The organism is Sphingomonas sp. ASY06-1R (genome assembly GCF_052180265.1).
Lineage (GTDB): Bacteria > Pseudomonadota > Alphaproteobacteria > Sphingomonadales > Sphingomonadaceae > Sphingomonas_I.
Map to the genome: position 1 here is coordinate 2466495 of NZ_CP197464.1, position 16286 is coordinate 2482780.

At 64.8% G+C, this 16286-nt stretch carries 13 protein-coding genes; 8 read left to right on the forward strand and 5 right to left on the reverse strand.

The annotated features are described in order from the left end of the window. Positions 1-58 precede the first annotated feature (58 nt). The 3 genes from ACSBM8_RS11895 to ACSBM8_RS11905 form a co-directional block, all read right to left on the reverse strand. The gene (locus ACSBM8_RS11895; protein WP_442678231.1) at positions 59-967 is read right to left on the reverse strand and encodes a prephenate/arogenate dehydrogenase family protein; all 909 of its coding nucleotides are present in this window, start codon (positions 965-967) and stop codon (positions 59-61) included. Continuing rightward, on the reverse strand, positions 967-2067 hold the full coding sequence (gene hisC / locus ACSBM8_RS11900) for a histidinol-phosphate transaminase (protein WP_442678232.1): 1101 nt from the start codon (positions 2065-2067) through the stop codon (positions 967-969). Before hisC ends, ACSBM8_RS11895 begins: the two co-directional genes overlap by 1 nt. A gap of 76 nt (positions 2068-2143) precedes the next feature. Continuing rightward, positions 2144-2503, reverse strand: a complete 360-nt coding sequence (locus ACSBM8_RS11905; RefSeq protein WP_442678233.1) for a winged helix-turn-helix domain-containing protein — start codon at positions 2501-2503, stop codon at positions 2144-2146. 175 nt (positions 2504-2678) lie between these two features. On the opposite strand from ACSBM8_RS11905, the gene ACSBM8_RS11910 reads away from it, so the two are divergent. After that, positions 2679-5042, forward strand: coding sequence for a TonB-dependent receptor (locus ACSBM8_RS11910; RefSeq protein WP_442678234.1), 2364 nt, complete (start codon positions 2679-2681; stop codon positions 5040-5042). Positions 5043-5106: 64 nt separating this feature from the next. On the opposite strand, the gene ACSBM8_RS11915 is transcribed toward ACSBM8_RS11910, so the two are convergent. Continuing rightward, complete coding sequence (locus ACSBM8_RS11915) at positions 5107-5628, reverse strand: AAA family ATPase (protein ID WP_442678235.1); 522 nt, start codon at positions 5626-5628, stop codon at positions 5107-5109. A 127-nt stretch (positions 5629-5755) separates the two neighbouring features. On the opposite strand from ACSBM8_RS11915, the gene ACSBM8_RS11920 reads away from it, so the two are divergent. After that, the gene (locus tag ACSBM8_RS11920; protein ID WP_442678236.1) at positions 5756-6925 is read left to right on the forward strand and encodes a diguanylate cyclase domain-containing protein; all 1170 of its coding nucleotides are present in this window, start codon (positions 5756-5758) and stop codon (positions 6923-6925) included. A 19-nt stretch (positions 6926-6944) separates the two neighbouring features. Here ACSBM8_RS11920 and rtcR read toward each other — a convergent pair whose 3' ends face one another. After that, the gene (gene rtcR / locus ACSBM8_RS11925; RefSeq protein WP_442678237.1) at positions 6945-8540 is read right to left on the reverse strand and encodes an RNA repair transcriptional activator RtcR; all 1596 of its coding nucleotides are present in this window, start codon (positions 8538-8540) and stop codon (positions 6945-6947) included. A 264-nt stretch (positions 8541-8804) separates the two neighbouring features. Here rtcR and ACSBM8_RS11930 point away from each other — a divergent pair, with 264 nt between their 5' ends. The 6 genes from ACSBM8_RS11930 (at position 8805) to ACSBM8_RS11955 (ending at position 16146) form a co-directional block, all read left to right on the forward strand. Next, positions 8805-10352 carry an RNA-binding protein gene (locus ACSBM8_RS11930; protein WP_442678238.1) on the forward strand — a complete coding sequence of 516 codons (1548 nt, stop codon included), beginning with the start codon at positions 8805-8807 and terminating at the stop codon, positions 10350-10352. Positions 10353-11045: 693 nt separating this feature from the next. Beyond that, the gene (locus ACSBM8_RS11935; protein ID WP_442678239.1) at positions 11046-12272 is read left to right on the forward strand and encodes an RtcB family protein; all 1227 of its coding nucleotides are present in this window, start codon (positions 11046-11048) and stop codon (positions 12270-12272) included. 26 nt (positions 12273-12298) lie between these two features. After that, positions 12299-13102: a nucleotidyltransferase domain-containing protein gene (locus ACSBM8_RS11940; RefSeq protein WP_442678240.1), complete on the forward strand. Its 804-nt coding sequence runs from the start codon at positions 12299-12301 to the stop codon at positions 13100-13102. Then, complete coding sequence (gene rtcA / locus ACSBM8_RS11945; protein ID WP_442678241.1) at positions 13099-14130, forward strand: RNA 3'-terminal phosphate cyclase; 1032 nt, start codon at positions 13099-13101, stop codon at positions 14128-14130. The genes ACSBM8_RS11940 and rtcA overlap by 4 nt, the downstream gene beginning before the upstream one ends. A 143-nt stretch (positions 14131-14273) precedes the next feature. Beyond that, positions 14274-14630 (forward strand): hypothetical protein, encoded by a 357-nt coding sequence (locus tag ACSBM8_RS11950; RefSeq protein ID WP_442678242.1) that lies wholly within the window; start codon positions 14274-14276, stop codon positions 14628-14630. A gap of 85 nt (positions 14631-14715) precedes the next feature. Next, positions 14716-16146, forward strand: a complete 1431-nt coding sequence (locus tag ACSBM8_RS11955) for a nucleoside hydrolase-like domain-containing protein (protein WP_442681578.1) — start codon at positions 14716-14718, stop codon at positions 16144-16146. The last annotated feature ends 140 nt before the right edge of the window (positions 16147-16286 follow it).

Here is a 16286-nt window from a genome sequence, read left to right on the forward strand (position 1 = left end):
TGGGTAATGGCAATTTGATCCCTTCGGACGAGCGAAGGGAGCCGACGACCGCCCCGGATTATTCGTGCGTGCGGCCGAAATCGGGACGCTCATCGTCCTGGCCCTGCTCGATGACCGAGCGGCGCACCGCCCGGGTGCGCGTGAACAGATCGAACAGAGCATCGCCATCGCCCCAGCGGATCGCGCGCTGCAGGACGGTGAGATCTTCGCTGAAGCGTTGCAGCATCTCCAGCACGGCATCTTTGTTCGCCAGGAAGACGTCGCGCCACATGGTCGGATCGGACGCGGCGATGCGCGTGAAATCGCGGAAACCGCCGGCCGAATATTTGATGACCTCGCTCTCCGTCACCGTCTCCAGATCGGATGCGGTGCCGACGATCGTGTAGGCGATGAGGTGCGGCAAATGGCTGGTGACCGCCAGGACGAGATCGTGATGCTTGGCATCCATGATCTCGATCTGCGCTCCCAGGCGCTCCCAGAAAATGGAGACGCGCATCACCGCGGTCGGGTCGGCATCGCCCGGCGGGGTGAGGATACACCAGCGGCCCTTGAACAAGGTCGCGAAGCCGGCGTCGGGGCCGCTATATTCGGTGCCGGCGACCGGATGGGCCGGCACGATCTGGCGATCCGCAAAATGGGCGCTCAGGGCGGCCAGCACGCCGGCCTTGGACGAACCGACATCGCTGATGATCGCATCGGCCGGCATGTCCTGCGCCAATTGCGCGGCGACGTCGGCGATCGCCCCGACGGGTACGCACAGGATCACCAGATCGGCATCGATCACCGCCGCGCCCGCCGTATCCGCCACATCGTCGCAGAGGCCCAACGCGGTGACCCGCGCGCGCACGTCCGGATTGGCATCATGCCCGGTTAGTGCGACCGTCGGCATGTTGGCGCGAACCGCCCGCGCGATGGAGGATCCGATCAGGCCAAGTCCGATGATCGATACGCGCGCGAAAGGCAGCATCAGTCGGCTTCGCCGACCATGTCGTGGAGCGCCCAGGCCATGCCGCGCACTTCTTCCTCGTTGCCGATCGTGATGCGCAGGCAGTGCGCCAGGCCCTGATTGGGCAGCCAGCGCACGATATAACCGCGCTCCATCAGCCCGTGATAGGCTTCCTCCGCCGTCAGCTTGCCGTTGAACAAGATCAGGATGAAATTGGCCTTGCTCGGAATGGCCCGCAATCCGGCATTGCCCATCTTGGCGATCTCTTCGGCGAACCAGGTGCGCCACTTGAGATTATGGTCATGGCTGGCGCGGATGAAATCGTCGGCGCCGAGCGCGGCGACCGCCGCCGCCTGCCCTGCGGTGGAGACGTTGAAGGGCGCGCGGATCTTGTGCATCGCCGCGATCACGTGGGGCGCGCCATAGGCCCAGCCGATCCTTTCGGCGGCGAGGCCATGGATCTTGGAGAAGGTCCGCGTGACCAGCACGTTGGAGTTCGTCCGCGCGAGATCGAGCGCGCCGTCGTCGTCCGCCGGATCAAGATATTCGGTATAGGCCTGATCGACCACCAGCAGGCAATTAGCCGGCAGCGCGGCGTGGATGCGGGCGATTTCTTCACGCGACGTATAGGTGCCGGTGGGGTTGTTGGGATTGGCAATGAAGACGACGCGCGTCTTGTCGGTCACCTTCGCGAGCAAGGCATCGACGTCGGTCGCATAATCGCGATCATCGGCCTCGATCGGCTCCGCGCCCACGCGCCGGGCCGCGATCGGATAGACCGAGAAGCCGTAGCGGACATACAGGACCTCATCGCCCTGCCCGGCAAAGGCGCCCGCCGCGAGGTGGAGCAATTCGTCCGAACCGGTGCCGTGGATGACGCGATCCGCCTCGATCCCGAACTTGGCGCCAATCGCTTCCCGCAGGGTGGCTGCACCGGCGTCGGGATAGCGATCCAGCGTGGCGCCAGCGGCCAGGAAAGCCGCGCGCGCCGCGTCGCTGGTCCCCAACGGATTCTCGTTCGACGAGAGTTTGTGAACCTTGCGACCGTCATCCGTCGTCGCGCGACCGGGAACATAGGGCGCGATCGCATCGATCCAGGGCTTGGGCAAAAGAGCGTTCATGGCCAGGCGCTTTAGGGGGCGCGGGCCTGGGGAGCAACGGCTGTAACAGGCCGAGGCCCTGCTCCCCGCTTGCCGCCTAATCGATCTTGCGGGCCTGAATCAGCCAGTCCAGATCCGGCCCCGCGGCGGCGGTCATCATCCGCCGTTCGACCGTGCGATATGTGTCCAGCAAGGTCCGGCCAAAATCGGTAAGATGCGCGCCCCCGCTTTTGCCGCCACCCATCTTGGTCTCGATGACCCGTTCACGCCAATGCGTATTGAGGCCTTCGACCAGCAACCAGATCCGGCGATAGCTCATGCCGAGCGCACGCCCGGCCGCGGAGATTGAGCCCTCCCGATCGATCGCTTCCATGACCAGCGCCTTGCCCGGGCCGATAGCCGGCTGATCGGTGCCGATCAGCTGAAAGTTCAGCTTCACTGGTCCATCGATTGCCACGGCCACTCCTCTCAGCGCGATCCGATCTTCTTTGCGCACACCCTGCGGGCGCAATCAACAACCCGGCATCGGCCGTCGCAGCCAGCCGCGCCACGCAAATTAACTTGCCGTCCGGAAACGTCTATATACAGCGGAATATAGATACACCTGAGAACAGGCATATGAAGGGGGCCTCATGTTGCGATCGATCCTCACCACGGCCGTGGGCTTGGCAGCCACGTCCGCCGCTGTCGCCCAGCCCGGGCGGCCGGTTGATCCCAGCGTGCCGACCGCGCCGAAAGCCGGGCTGCCCGACGTGGTGATCACCGCCCGGCTGCGCCCCGAAGATGCCCAGACCGTGCCTGCCGCAGTGTCCGTGATCGGGGGCGACCTCATCGACCGCTCCTACACGGTGAACACGCAGCAGCTCAGCCTGCTGGTACCCAGCCTGAATTACAGTTCCGCCAATCCGCGCAACACCGCCTTCACAATTCGGGGCCTGGGCAGCAGCGTCGTCGCGGTGAGCCAGGCCAATGACGGGCTGGAGCCGGGCGTCGGCTTCTACGTCGATCAGGTTTATCACGCGCGTCCGGCGACGGCGGCGTTCGACTTCAGCGACATCGACCAGATCGAAGTCTTGCGGGGACCGCAGGGCACCTTGTTCGGCAAGAACACCACCGCAGGCGCCATCAGTATCACGACGCGAGCGCCCAGCTTCACGCCCGAGGCCAGCGAAGAAATCTCCTATGGCAGCCGCCAGTTCCTGCAGGCCAAGGCGTCCGCCTCCGGGCCGATCGTGGACGATCTGATTGCGTTCCGGGTCTCCGGCCTGTCGACACGTAGCGACGGCTATATTCGCAATGCGGTGAACGGCAGACGCTATAACGGTATCGGCAATCAGGCGGTACGCGGGCAGTTGCTCTTCACGCCAACGCCCGCGCTGCGGATCCGGCTGACAGCGGATTATTCCGCCTTCAATGCCGATTGCTGTGCCCAAGTCTATCTGCGCGTCGGTACCAGCCTGCGGCCGGCGGCGCGGCAATATCCGGCGCTCGCCGCCGGGTTGAATTATACCCCGCCCAGCCTGAACGCCTATCATCGCGTCAACGATATCGACGCGGATCTGGGCGTCCGCACCAGCGAAGGCGGCATGTCGGCGATCGTGGATTGGGATCTTGGCCCGGCCACGCTGACGTCGGTCAGCGCCTGGCGCTTCTGGCAATGGGATGCCGCCAACGATCGCGATTATACCGGCATTCCGATCCAGCTGACCCAGCATATCCCGTCGCACCAGGATCAATATAGTCAGGAGCTCCGGATCGCATCGAATGGAGACCGCGCGTTTAATTATGTCGGCGGCCTGTACTTCTTCAATCAGACGATCCGCGGCCGGCCGATCAGCATCTATGGCCCGCAGGCGACCTATTGGCTGCTCGGCCCCGCGCCCCAATTTCCGTCCAACCTGCTCGACGGCTATGGCACGGACGGCGCGACGCGCTTCACGACCGACAGCTACGCCGCCTTCGGCGAGGTCAATTGGACCCCGCTCGCGCGCCTGACCCTGACGGGGGGCCTGCGCTACACCTATGAGGAAAAGCACGGGCGTTATTCCACGATCGTGTTCGGCGGTCTGCCGACGACCAATCCGACCCTGGCCAATGCCAAGCTGTCGATCCTGCGCCCGCAATCCTATGCCGCGCGCGACAAGGATGGCAGCCTGTCCGGCCGCGCCAACATCGCCTATGCGCTGACCGACGATATTCGCGGCTATGCGAGCTTCGCCCGCGGCTTCAAATCGGGCGGGATCAACATGTCGGGCCTTCCGCTCGACGCCCAGAACCAGCCCGCGCTCGCCACCGCCGTCGTCGCGCCGGAACGTAACACGACCTACGAAATCGGGCTGAAGTCCCGCCTGTTCGACCGGCGGCTGATCCTGAACCTGGCCGGCTATTATACGCGCGTGCGGGATTTCCAGGCGACGATCGTCGACAGCAGCCAGACGGTGGCGCTGCGCGGCTATCTCTCCAACATTCCAAAGGTTGTAGTCAAAGGCGTCGAGGCCGATGCCACCGCCTTGCTGTTCAAGGGCTTTTCCGTACGCGGATCGATCGCCTATGCGCATGGCGAATATGCGAAATATCCCGCCGGCCCCTGCCCGCTGGAGCTTCAGACGTCGGCAACGAGCGCCTGCAACCTTACCGGCCAGCGCCTTTCAGGACTGCCGCGCTTCGCCGAGACGCTGGGCGGCGACTATGTCCTGCCCTTCACCTTGAGCGGGCGGGACGCGGCCATCGTGCTGCATGCCGATAGCAGCTGGCGGAGCGGCTATTATGGCGACCCGTCCTTGTCCCGCTACACGTTCATCAAGGGCTATAACGTAACCAATGCCAGTGCCGGCCTGCGGCTTGCCGACAAGTGGGAAGTCGCCGTGTTTGCCCGCAACCTGTTCAAATCCAACTATATCCAGAACCTGACGATCCAGGCGGGCAATTCGGGCCTGATCCTGGGCACGCCGAGCGAGCCGCGCACATTCGGCCTGACGTTGCGGGCGCGGCAGTGAGCCGCGCGCTTTGCATGCCGGGAACAGGCTGTCGCGGGAAACCCCACTCCCATCGTTTCGGCCCCTAGCTCGGCTCGGGCGACGGGCATTCGATCCGATCTTCATCCGGATCGAGCGCCTCGAACCTGGCCTTCAGCACATCGAACGTCTCCGGCGCGATATATAAGCCATCCGACATCTCGATATTCCGTTTCTGGATACGCGATCTTGCTGCGGCTTCGGAGCAAGACACGCGGTAGAGCGAAGGTTCTCCGCCATGGGCGGTAACGAGCGACGCGACGCGGTGCCGCTCCAGCCGCGACCAAAACCCGAAATCGAGGATGACGCTGGTTCCGATATCCAGGCAGCGCGTCCACATCGCCTCCATCACGGCATGGATGCGGTTGGCATGATCCTGGAAGTCGTCCGCCGGGGGATCCTGCCCGTAGAGCTGACGCATCCACTCATCATGCGTGAAACGCAGCGCGCCAAAGCGTTGCTCCAGCTGGCGCGCGAGCGTCGTTTTGCCGGACCCGATGAAGCCGTGGAGCATGAACGCCTTGGGTGCCTGTGCCATGGCCGCCATTAGTATGCGCGGGATCGCCATTGGCAATCCGCCGGGGGCGATCCTTCGCCCAAGCACGTGATCGCACGAGAAAGGGTGCGGACCGTGTCATAATTCCTTAAAGAAGCGCTGCGACCCGCTTGCAGGCGTCGACGGCTTCGGTGTCTGGATGCGTTTCGATCTCTTTACTCTTTACGTGCTCGCGGTCGGCACGCTGCTGCTGAGCACCGGCATGACGCTGTGGGAGCGGCAGGCGCGCCCGCAGCGGCGCCGGGAGCTGGGCATCCTTGCGCTGGGCTATGCGACGCTCGCGCTGGGCTGCGTGGTCGCGATCGGGCGTCATCTTCTTCCCAGCGTAGCGCTTTCCGCAGCGAGCAACTTCGTCCTGGTTTCCGGCTACCTGCTGATCCTGCAGGGCGTGGCATCCTTTAGCGGTCGCCATCATCGCACTGCATCGCTGGCGCTGCTCGCCACCCTGGCGGCGACATGGGTCCTGGCCGGCCCGAGCTGGATGATCGATCTTTGGAATTATGTCAGCGCCGTGCCGATCTCGCTGATCTCGGCCGCGACAGCGTGGGAGATTGCCCGAAGCGATCGACTGCGCGGGCTGCGTTCCCGCCGTATCGCCATCGGTATCGTCGCCGTCCACGCCGCCTTTTACGCAACGCGCGCCTTCGCCCTTGCGCCCCTGGCGGCGCTGTTCGGCGCCGATATCCTGCCCGTTGCCGCCAAGATCACCATGTATGAAGGCGTGCTCTATTCCGTCGGCCTGCCCATGGCCTTGCTGGCCCTTGTGCGCGAGGAGGCGCATGAGCAACTGCTCAACGCCTCACAGACCGACTATCTCACCGGCGTCGGCAACCGGCGCTGGTTCTTCGAGCAGGGGGAACGGCTGGTGCAAAAGCACCTGGCCCGGCAGCCGGTCTCGCTGCTGTTGTTCGATCTGGATCATTTCAAGACGATCAACGACCGCTTCGGTCATTCCACCGGCGATGAGGTCCTGAAGCTGTTTGCCGATGTCGCACTGCGTTCGCTGGGCCCGGGCGCGATCTTCGCACGCGTTGGCGGGGAGGAATTTGCCGCTCTGGTCCCGGGGCAAAACAAGGTGACCGCGCGCGCCTCTGGACAGGCGCTTTCCGCCGACTTTTGCAGGGCGGTTGAGGCGGGCGTTAACGGCATGCCCGTGGAAGCCACCGTCAGCATCGGCGTGGCGGAACTGGGGAACGGCATCGCCACGCTGAGCAGCGCCATGTCCGCTGCCGATCGTGCGCTTTATGCCGCCAAGGCGCTGGGCCGCAATCGGATCGAACTGGCCGAGCTGGTCGACGACGCGCGATGACGGTGCCCGCGCGCCGACGCTAAGCGGCGTCGTTGACCTGCCCCCAGGAGAGGTCGAACCGCGCCAGATATTTCCGCAGCCGATCGGCGTCATTGGCGGACGTCCGGCGCGCCCGCGATGCGACGAACAAGGCGCGGCCCGCGTCCGACAAGGATCGGCTTTGGCGGCAAGTTGCCACGACATAGGCCAGCTGAACGCGATCGAAGGGATCCAGCGCCGCCAGCTGGTCGGCGGAGAGGATTGCTTCCAGCTGATCCCCGCTCTCATCGGTCTGCGACCAGGCGCGCCTTAGCCTTGCGATCTCCGCCTCGACGCCCTGAACATCGATGCGCCCGCTGGGGCTGAACGTTGCCATTCGCGTGACGCTGGATGCGAGATCCCGGAAATTGCCTTGCCACAGCGCATCCGCCCCCGTGGCAAAGGCGAGGAAGCGATCGCGCGCTTCCTTGTTGAAGGTGATGCGGGATCCTTCGCGCTCCGCGAACCGATCAAGCTCATAATCGAGATTGGGCGCGATATCCTCGTGCCGATCGCGCAGGCCGGGCAATGTGAAGGTCCACAGGTTCAGGCGTGCGTAAAGGTCGTCGCGGAACGTGCCTTGCTGCACGCATCGGGCCAGCTCGCGATTGGTGCCGGCGATCAACTGGAAGTCGCTGGCGACATCCTGATCCGCGCCGACCGGCAGGAAGCGCTTGTCCTCGATCGCGCGCAGGATCATCGCCTGTTCGTCCAGCCCCAGCTCGCCGATCTCATCGAGGAACAGCATGCCGGTGTCGGCGGTGCGCAACAGACCCGGGCGGTCCGCCGCGGCGCCGGTGAACGACCCTTTCTTGTGCCCGAACAAAGCCGACATCGCGCCGTCGCCCTTGAGCGTTGCGCAATTCACCTCAACGAACGGCCCGCGGACCTGATGCTTCAGGCGCTTCAGTTCATAGATGCGGCGTGCCAGCTGACTCTTGCCGGCGCCCGTCGGTCCCATCAGCAGCACCGGCGCCTTCGACCGGACCGCGACCTGCTCGATCTCATCGATCATGTGATTGAAGGCCGCGTTGCGGGTGTCGATCCCGGACTTGAGGAAGGATGTGCTTTCGGCCGCGACCGCGGCGAAGCGGGTCGCGATGCTGTCATAGCGCGACAGATCGAGGTCGATGATGTTCCAGCTGCCGGGCGCGGCCGAGGGCCGGCCCCGCTCCGGCTGCGTCTGGATAAGGCGCCCGGGCAGATAATGCGCCTCGGTCAGCAGGAAGAGACAGATCTGCGCGACGTGGGTGCCGGTGGTGATGTGAAGCAGATAGTCTTCGGCCTCCGGATCGAACGGATAGGCGCGCGCGAAATCCAGCAGCTTGCCGTAAACCTCTTCGAAATCCCACGGGTCGACAAAGTCGATGACTTTCCGTTCGACCCGGGTTTCGGGCGAGACCGAGACGATATCGTCGGCGACATATTCGGCCAGCCGGCCATGGGGCGTGCCGTGCAGCAGCACGAACCGATCGATCCGTAGATCCTCGTGCATGCACAAGCCCACCGAAGGCCGCCACTTGTTCCATCGTGTCGGACCGAACTTGCCGGCATCGAGCGTCGAGCCCAGGAATCCGATAGCGACGCGCGGTTTCATGACTATCCTGTAGGATAAACTTCTATCATCGTCGATAGGTTTTCACCGAGGCTGGTGGCACGCGAAAAATACGCAGCCTGCGCCTTAAGATTTATTATCCTTGTTTTTCAATGTTATAAAGAAATTTCCAGTTGATCTCAGGAAACTGGCACGGCTGCTGCAATAACTGAGATGTTCCGCTGGCCGCTTGAAGATGGACGGCGGAATGCGCGGCAAGGGGTGGTCGGAATGGGCCGACCACCCCGGATCGCACGGGAATTCGTGATGGCAAATAAGGGTCTTTTCGCATCGGCGCTCGCCAAGCTGCTTCCGGTTACGGACAGCATCAACCGCGAGAGCGCACCGGCTTATGCCTATGCGCCGCAGGCGAAGCTCGCACAGCTGGCTGCAACGGGTGCGCTGGCCGACAGCTTCTACGCGTCGGCCGAGACGCATCTGGCCGAAACGCTGGATGCGGCACGCGCGGTGGATCCGCTCTTCGTGGCCAAGGCGGCGGTCTATGCCCGCACCTCCGGCGCGATGAAGGACATGCCGGCGCTGCTCACGGCCTATCTGACCGTGGCCGATCCGGATCTGGCGGTCCGCGTCTTCGGTCGGGTGATCGACAATGGCCGGATGCTGCGGAGCTTCGTTCAGATCATGCGATCGGGCCAGGTCGGCCGGACGTCGCTCGGCACGCGGCCGAAGCGGCTGGTGCAGAACTGGCTGGAGGACGCATCGATGCGCGATCTGCTGGCGGCCGCGACGGGCAATGATCCGTCGCTCGCCGATGTCGTGCGGATGGTGCGGCCCAAGCCGGCGACGGCCGAACGGCGGGCTTTTTATGGCTGGCTGATCGGCAAGCCGTACGATGTCGCGGCATTGCCGACGGAGATTGCGGCCTTCGAAGCGTGGAAGCGCGATCCGTCCGGCCCGCTGCCGCCGGTGCCGTTCCAGTGGCTCACCGCTTTTCCGCTGACGGCGGAGCAGTGGGGCGAGCTGGCCGGCACGATGGGGTGGCAGGCGCTGCGGATGAACCTCAACACGCTGGCGCGCAACGGCGCGTTCGACGTGGCGGGGGTGATCGATGCGGTGGCGGCACGGCTGTCGGATGCGACGGCACTCGGGAAGGCGCGGGTCCTGCCCTACCAGCTGATGGTAGCGCTGGACGCAGCCGGAGAGGGCGTACCGCTGAAGGTGCAGGCTGCGCTGGAAGCGGCGCTGGAGGCATCGGTTGCGACCGTGCCGACGGTGCCGGGCCAGGTGGTCGTCTGCCCCGACGTATCGGGATCGATGACCTCGCCGGTGACGGGCTACCGCAAGGGCGCCACGTCGAAGGTGTCCTGCATCGATGTCGCGGCGCTGGTCGCGGCGGCGATGCTGCGGACCAATCGGCAGGCGCGGGTGCTTCCGTTTGAACAGCGGGTCGTGCGTGTGAAGCTCGATCCGAAGGCGCGGCTTGCGGTCAACGCCGCCAAGCTGGCGGCGATCGGCGGTGGTGGGACCAATGTCTCCGCACCGCTGGCGCAACTGAATGCGGAGCGGGCGAAGGTCGATCTGGTGCTGATCGTTTCGGACAACCAGTCGTGGGTGGATGCCACCCGGGGCGGGACGACCGCGACGATGATCGAATGGGACAAGCTGGTCCGGCGCAACCCGGCGGCGAAGCTGGTCTGCGTCGATATCCAGCCGCACGGCACGACCCAGGCATCGGGCCGGCCGGAGATACTGAATGTCGGAGGCTTTTCCGACGCGGTGTTCGACACGATCGCACGGTTCGCCAGTGGCGGCGCGCGCGACTGGGTGAGCATCGTCAACGAAACGGAGGTATGAAAGACAAGGCCGTGGCGAATGCCGGTGGGACTACATCCCAGGAAGATGGTCCGACGAGTAGAGCGCTCCAGCACCCGCGAGGGACTGGAGAGATGCGGGTTCGAATCCCGCCGATGGAACGTAGCTCAAGGACCGCGTCTCGCCATTTCTCGTTGCCACGGCCGCACCATAATCATCACGGCGAATGCCGGTAGGACTACATCGTGTCGCGGGTTCGAATCCCGCCCTGCGCAAGCGGGTAGCTCAGCGGGTAGAGCAGAAACCGTCCGCCAACACCTCGTCGCCGTGGAACGACACAACTGGCAAATGCCGATGGAACTACATTGTCTGGTCAAGCTCGCGAGAGCCGCGGTTCGACTCCGCTGACGTCTCATCACCCCTCGTTGCCAGTACCTTTGCATCGGCGAATGCCGGTGGGACTACAGGGAGAGCGCCTGCCTTGCGCAGGAGGTCGATGGTTCAAGTCCATCCCCGGGCGACCGGGGAGCTCAGACAGCGTCTTACCACATCTCGTCGCCGATACCGAAATCGCCAGGCGTGGCGAATGCCGGTGGGACTACAGGGACTTGAGGGTCGCCGGTTCAATTCCGGCCGCGCATCGGCGCGTAGCTCAGCGGTTAGAGCATCAGGCATGTCTCATCCAATCTCGTCGCCACGGCCACAGCATGTAACAAGACCAAGAAGGAGGTCGTCATGACCGAAGCGAATTTCGATTTCCAGCATGTCGAAGGCGGCGTGCCGATCAAGATGTGGACGCGCGGCGTGCCGGTCGACGACAAGGCGCGCGACCAGCTGACGCGGGCGGCGCGGATGCCGTTCGTATTCAAGCATGTCGCGGTGATGCCGGACGTCCATGTCGGGATCGGCGCAACCATTGGCTCGGTTATCCCGACCAAGGGCGCGGTGATTCCGGCCGCCGTCGGCGTGGACATCGGCTGCGGCATGATGGCCGCGCGCACCTCGCTCGTCGCGAGCGATCTTCCGGACAATCTGGAGGGCGTTCGCGCCGCGATCGAACGCGCGGTGCCGGTCGGCCGCCAGGTCGGACGCGGCAGCCGCGACACCGGCTCGTGGGGCGACCCGCCGGCCGAGATCGTGGACGCGTGGGCGACGCTGGCGGGACGCTTCGGCCAGGTCGTGGCGAAATATCCGCGGCTCGCAAAGGCCAACAGCCTCGTCCATCTCGGGACGCTCGGCACGGGCAACCACTTCATCGAGGTCTGCCTGGACACCGAGCAGCGCGTGTGGGTGATGCTGCATTCGGGTTCGCGCGGCGTGGGCAATGCGATCGGCACGTTCTTCATCGAGCTCGCCAAGCAGGACATGCGCAAATGGTTCGTGAACCTGCCGGATGAGGACCTCGCTTATTTTCCGGAAGGGACCGACCATTTCGACGATTATGTCGAGGCGGTCGGCTGGGCGCAGGATTTTGCGGCACTCAATCGCCGGATGATGATGACCAACGTCATCCGGGCGATCCGCACGATCATCGCCAAGCCGTTCGACGCGGAGCTGGAGGCGGTCAACTGCCACCATAACTACGTCACGCGGGAGAACCATTTCGGCCAGAGCGTGCTCGTCACCCGCAAAGGCGCGGTGCGCGCAGCGAAGGGCGTGATGGGGATCATCCCGGGATCGATGGGTGCGAAATCGTTCATTGTTCGCGGGCTTGGCAATGCAGACTCGTTCGACAGCTGCAGTCATGGGGCGGGACGCGTGATGTCGCGCACGCAGGCGAAGCGCGAGGTCACGGTGGCGGAGCACGTCGCCGCGACCGACGGCGTTGCCTGCCGCAAGGACGAAGGCGTGATCGACGAAAGCCCCCGCGCCTACAAGCCGATCGAGGCGGTGATGGCGGCGCAGGCCGACCTCGTCGAGATCGTCCATACGCTGAAGCAGGTGGTGTGCGTCAAAGGCTGACGCACACCACCCAATATTGGAACAGAATGATGAATCCCGCGGCCGACCCTGCCATCCCGCCCGGCATCCGGGCAGAGATCGAGGCACGCCTGCACGCGCTCTCGATCGAGGAGGATGTGCGCATTCTGCTCGCGATCGAATCCGGTTCGCGCGCGTGGGGATTTCCGTCGCCCGACAGCGATTACGATATCCGCTTCGTCTATGTCCGGCGTCGCAACTGGTATCTCCAGTTGCAACCAGGGCGCGACGTGATCGAGCGACCGATCGAGGACGAGATCGACCTGAACGGTTGGGACATACGCAAGGCGCTGAGCCTTTTGCTGAAGTCCAACGCCGTCATCAGCGAGTGGATGGAGTCGCCCGTGCGCTATTGCGCCGACCATCCGATCATAGCCCGATTGCGGGCATTGGCGGACGACGTGATCGATAGCCGCGCGCTTGCGCATCATTATGCTCGTCTCGGCAGCAATGCCGCGGAACGGTGGCTCGATGGCGACGCCGATGTGGCCGTGAAGAAATATTTCTACGCGCTGCGGCCGGCGCTGGTCATCCGCGCCCTGCGCCTGGCGCCGGAAATACGGCCGCCGATGCATCTGGCGGCGCTGATCCGCGCAGCCCGCCTGCCCGAGGATATCGTCACCGACATCGCAACGCTGGTCGAGGCGAAGCAGCGGACGAACGAGCGATCCGACGGTGCGAAATTACCTCGGCTTGATGCCATCATTCGTTCCGAGCTGGGCCGGGCAGCCGATGTCCCCGGCCGGGCCGACGCATCCAGCATGGCGCTACAACGCGCCGACGACATCTTTTTGGAATTGGTGAACACATGATCATGATCGACGGGGCGGAAGGCGAAGGGGGCGGCCAGGTCGTGCGCAATGCGTGCGCGCTGTCGCTCGTCACCGGCCAACCATTCCGCATCGCCAACATCCGCGGACGGCGGGAGAAGCCGGGCCTGATGCGCCAGCACGTGACGGCGATCGAGGCGGCATGCGCCATCGGCGGCGCCGCGTGCGAGGGGCTGACAGTAGGATCGTCGGAGCTGGTCTTTCGACCGGGCCGCGTCACGGCGGGCACGTACAGCTTCGCGGTCGGCACGGCCGGTTCGACGGGGCTGGTCCTGCAGACCGTACTGATGCCGCTGATCCTGGCGGATGGGCCTTCGCGGCTCGTGCTGGAGGGAGGGACGCACAACATGCTCGCGCCGCCGTTCGAGTTCATCACGAAAAGCTTCCTGCCGGTCCTCAACCGAATGGGGCCCAGCGTCACGGCGCGTCTGGTGCGGCATGGTTTCTACCCGCGTGGCGGCGGGCGGATCGAGGTGGACATCGTGCCCGCTCCGCTGACCCCAATCGACTGTATCGACCGTGGCTCATCATTGCGCCAATCGGCGACCGCGCTGTTCGCATCCTTGCCGGTCGCCGTCGCCGAGCGGGAAATCAACACCGCACGCACGCTGCTCGGCTGGCCGGAGACGGCGTTTGCGGTGCGGGAGCTACCCGCGGAACAGGGGCCGGGCAACATCCTGCTGCTGGAAGCCGCCTACGAGCATGTGACCGAAGTCGTGAGCGGCTTTGGCAAGCTTGGCGTGCCGGCCGAGCGCGTGGCCAAGATGGCGGCCGGACGGATGGCCGGATATCTGGAGTCTGCGGCGTTTGCCGGTCCCTATCTTGCCGACCAGCTGCTGCTGCCGTTCGCCCTCGCGGGCGCCGGATCCTTCACCACCGTCAAGCCGAGCCAGCACAGCCTGACGGCAGCAACGATCATCGAACTGTTCCTGGGTCGTCGGTGCGCGTTCCGGCAACTCCCGAACGGTGTCCACCTGCTGGAGGTGGGAGGGACCGGCGCAGCGTCGTGAGCATTCAGGGCGTAGCGACGAGCGGCGACCTGCCCAGTGATCGAGGCAAGAGGGAGGTGTTAGACGTGTGCGGTACATTATCACGGCGTATCCGGGGGGCGGTGTTGAAGCCGGCATCGTCCCTTCCCCTGCTGATTATGCTTGTGGTGCCTTGGGCCGATGCAGGTGCGGCGCCGGCTGCCCGCGCCGACGCCGCTGCCGATTATGCACTGGCCGCATGCCTGACGCAGCGCGCGACCGGGCCGTTGCGCGATGAGGGGTATCGTCTCGGCTCCATCGCCATCCACGACCTGGGATTGTCGCCGCTCGGCTTTGACGGCGTGCAAGCGGCGGTCCGCCGCGAGCTGGCCGGGCGGCCGCTAACAACGGTGCATGTCGATGCGCCGGTCGACCGCAGCGACCAACCCGCCTTGCTTGCGCACTGCCTTGCGGTCAGCCGCAGTGCATCCGTGCGCGCCGCGCTCTCGCACCGCAAACCGGCCCGCCCCCACAAGCGCTGACGTGTCGGCCAGGCGTTTACCGCGCGCCGTGTTCGGGGCAGAAGCCGCGCGGACAGGCATGGGGGTCAAGATGCGGGCACAAGGAATGATAGTGGCATTGGCGGGGATGATCGCCCTCGCCTCGCCGATTGCCGCGCAGGCCCCCTTGCCAGCGCCGGCGGAGCGACAGCGGATGATCGTGCTGAGCGACATCGAGGCCGATCCCGACGACACCCAATCCTTCGTGCGGTTGCTGCTTTACGCGAATGAGATCGACATTGAGGGGTTGGTCGCGACCACGTCGATCCACATGAAGACATCGCTTCATCCGGAGTCGATCCGCCGGATCATTCAGGCTTATGCCAGGGTGCAGCCCAACCTGCTGAAGCATGAGACAGGCTACCCTGCCCCCGACCGGCTGCTCGCACTCGTCCGCGAGGGCCAGCCGGGCTATGGCATGGCGATCGTCGGCGCGGGGAAGGACACGGCCGGATCGCGCCTGATCATAGAGGCGCTAGAGCGGCGCGATCCACGGCCTTTGTGGGTGACGGTGTGGGGCGGCGCCAACACGCTGGCGCAGGCGCTATACACCATCCGCGCGACCCGGACGCCGGAGGAGGCCCGTCGGCTGATCGCCAAATTGCGCGTCGCCACGATTTCGGATCAGGACGATAGCGGCGCCTGGATCCGCCGGACCTTCCCCGATCTATTCTATGTCGTGAGCCCCGGCGGCTATGGCGCGGGCACATGGACCGGCATCCACACGCTGATCGATGGCGGCGACAATATTACAATCAGCAATGCCTGGTTGCGCGACAATATCCAGCAGGGCCACGGGCCGCTGGGCGCGATCTATCCCGACGTGGCCTATGGGATGGAAGGCGACACGCCGGCCTATCTCTCGCTGATCCCCAACGGGCTGAGCGTGCCCGAACATCCGGACTGGGGCGGCTGGGGCGGCCGTTACGAACTCTACACGCCGCCGGTAGCCACCACCGATCCGAGCGGCTTCAGCGGCGTCCCGATCGAGCCCGAGACACGCCCGATCTGGACCAATGCGATCGACATGTACAAGCCGCAAATGGCCAAGCCCTATGGTCGCGCGCACGAGCCGGGGGACCGGCAGATCAAGGATTTCCGCGCGGGCATCTGGCGCTGGCGCGACGACTTCCAGAATGACTTTGCCGCGCGCATGACCTGGACGACCCAGCCGTTCGATCATGCCAATCATCCGCCGGTGGTGAAGCTCGCCACCAGCCGACTGACGGTAAAATCGGGGCAGCGGTTCGTGCTGAGCGCGATCGACAGCCGCGATCCGGACGGGGATAGTCTGAGCTTCCAATGGTTTCATTATCAGGAGATTGGCCATTGGCAGTCGCCGATCGCCAATGGGATCTCCGCCAACATCCATACGGTGGACTTCACGGCACCCGTGGTGACGGAGCCGCGCGAAGCGCACTTCATCGTCCGGGTGACCGATAAAGGCGAACCGCCGCTGACGCGTTATGGCCGGGTGATCGTGACCATCACGCCCTGATCGATCCGGATGACGAATTAGCAGCGCGTCACGCTGCGGTATCGCTTTACCGCACTGCAACATCGCCGCAATAATTCAGCCCGCAAAGTGTCATACGGCGTGCCTAGACGGCCCTTGCGAAAGGCTAAACAGCCTGCACC

What these genes read in the sequence shown, in the direction of transcription:
- ACSBM8_RS11895 (WP_442678231.1), bottom strand. Translation starts at nt 967, where the DNA reads ATGCTGCCTTTCGCGCGCGTATCGATCATCGGACTTGGCCTGATCGGA.
- hisC (WP_442678232.1), bottom strand. Translation starts at nt 2,067, where the DNA reads ATGAACGCTCTTTTGCCCAAGCCCTGGATCGATGCGATCGCGCCCTAT.
- ACSBM8_RS11910 (WP_442678234.1), top strand. Translation starts at nt 2,679, where the DNA reads ATGTTGCGATCGATCCTCACCACGGCCGTGGGCTTGGCAGCCACGTCC.
- ACSBM8_RS11915 (WP_442678235.1), bottom strand. Translation starts at nt 5,628, where the DNA reads ATGGCGATCCCGCGCATACTAATGGCGGCCATGGCACAGGCACCCAAG.
- ACSBM8_RS11920 (WP_442678236.1), top strand. Translation starts at nt 5,756, where the DNA reads ATGCGTTTCGATCTCTTTACTCTTTACGTGCTCGCGGTCGGCACGCTG.
- rtcR (WP_442678237.1), bottom strand. Translation starts at nt 8,540, where the DNA reads ATGAAACCGCGCGTCGCTATCGGATTCCTGGGCTCGACGCTCGATGCC.
- ACSBM8_RS11930 (WP_442678238.1), top strand. Translation starts at nt 8,805, where the DNA reads ATGGCAAATAAGGGTCTTTTCGCATCGGCGCTCGCCAAGCTGCTTCCG.
- ACSBM8_RS11935 (WP_442678239.1), top strand. Translation starts at nt 11,046, where the DNA reads ATGACCGAAGCGAATTTCGATTTCCAGCATGTCGAAGGCGGCGTGCCG.
- ACSBM8_RS11940 (WP_442678240.1), top strand. Translation starts at nt 12,299, where the DNA reads ATGATGAATCCCGCGGCCGACCCTGCCATCCCGCCCGGCATCCGGGCA.
- rtcA (WP_442678241.1), top strand. Translation starts at nt 13,099, where the DNA reads ATGATCATGATCGACGGGGCGGAAGGCGAAGGGGGCGGCCAGGTCGTG.
- ACSBM8_RS11955 (WP_442681578.1), top strand. Translation starts at nt 14,716, where the DNA reads ATGATAGTGGCATTGGCGGGGATGATCGCCCTCGCCTCGCCGATTGCC.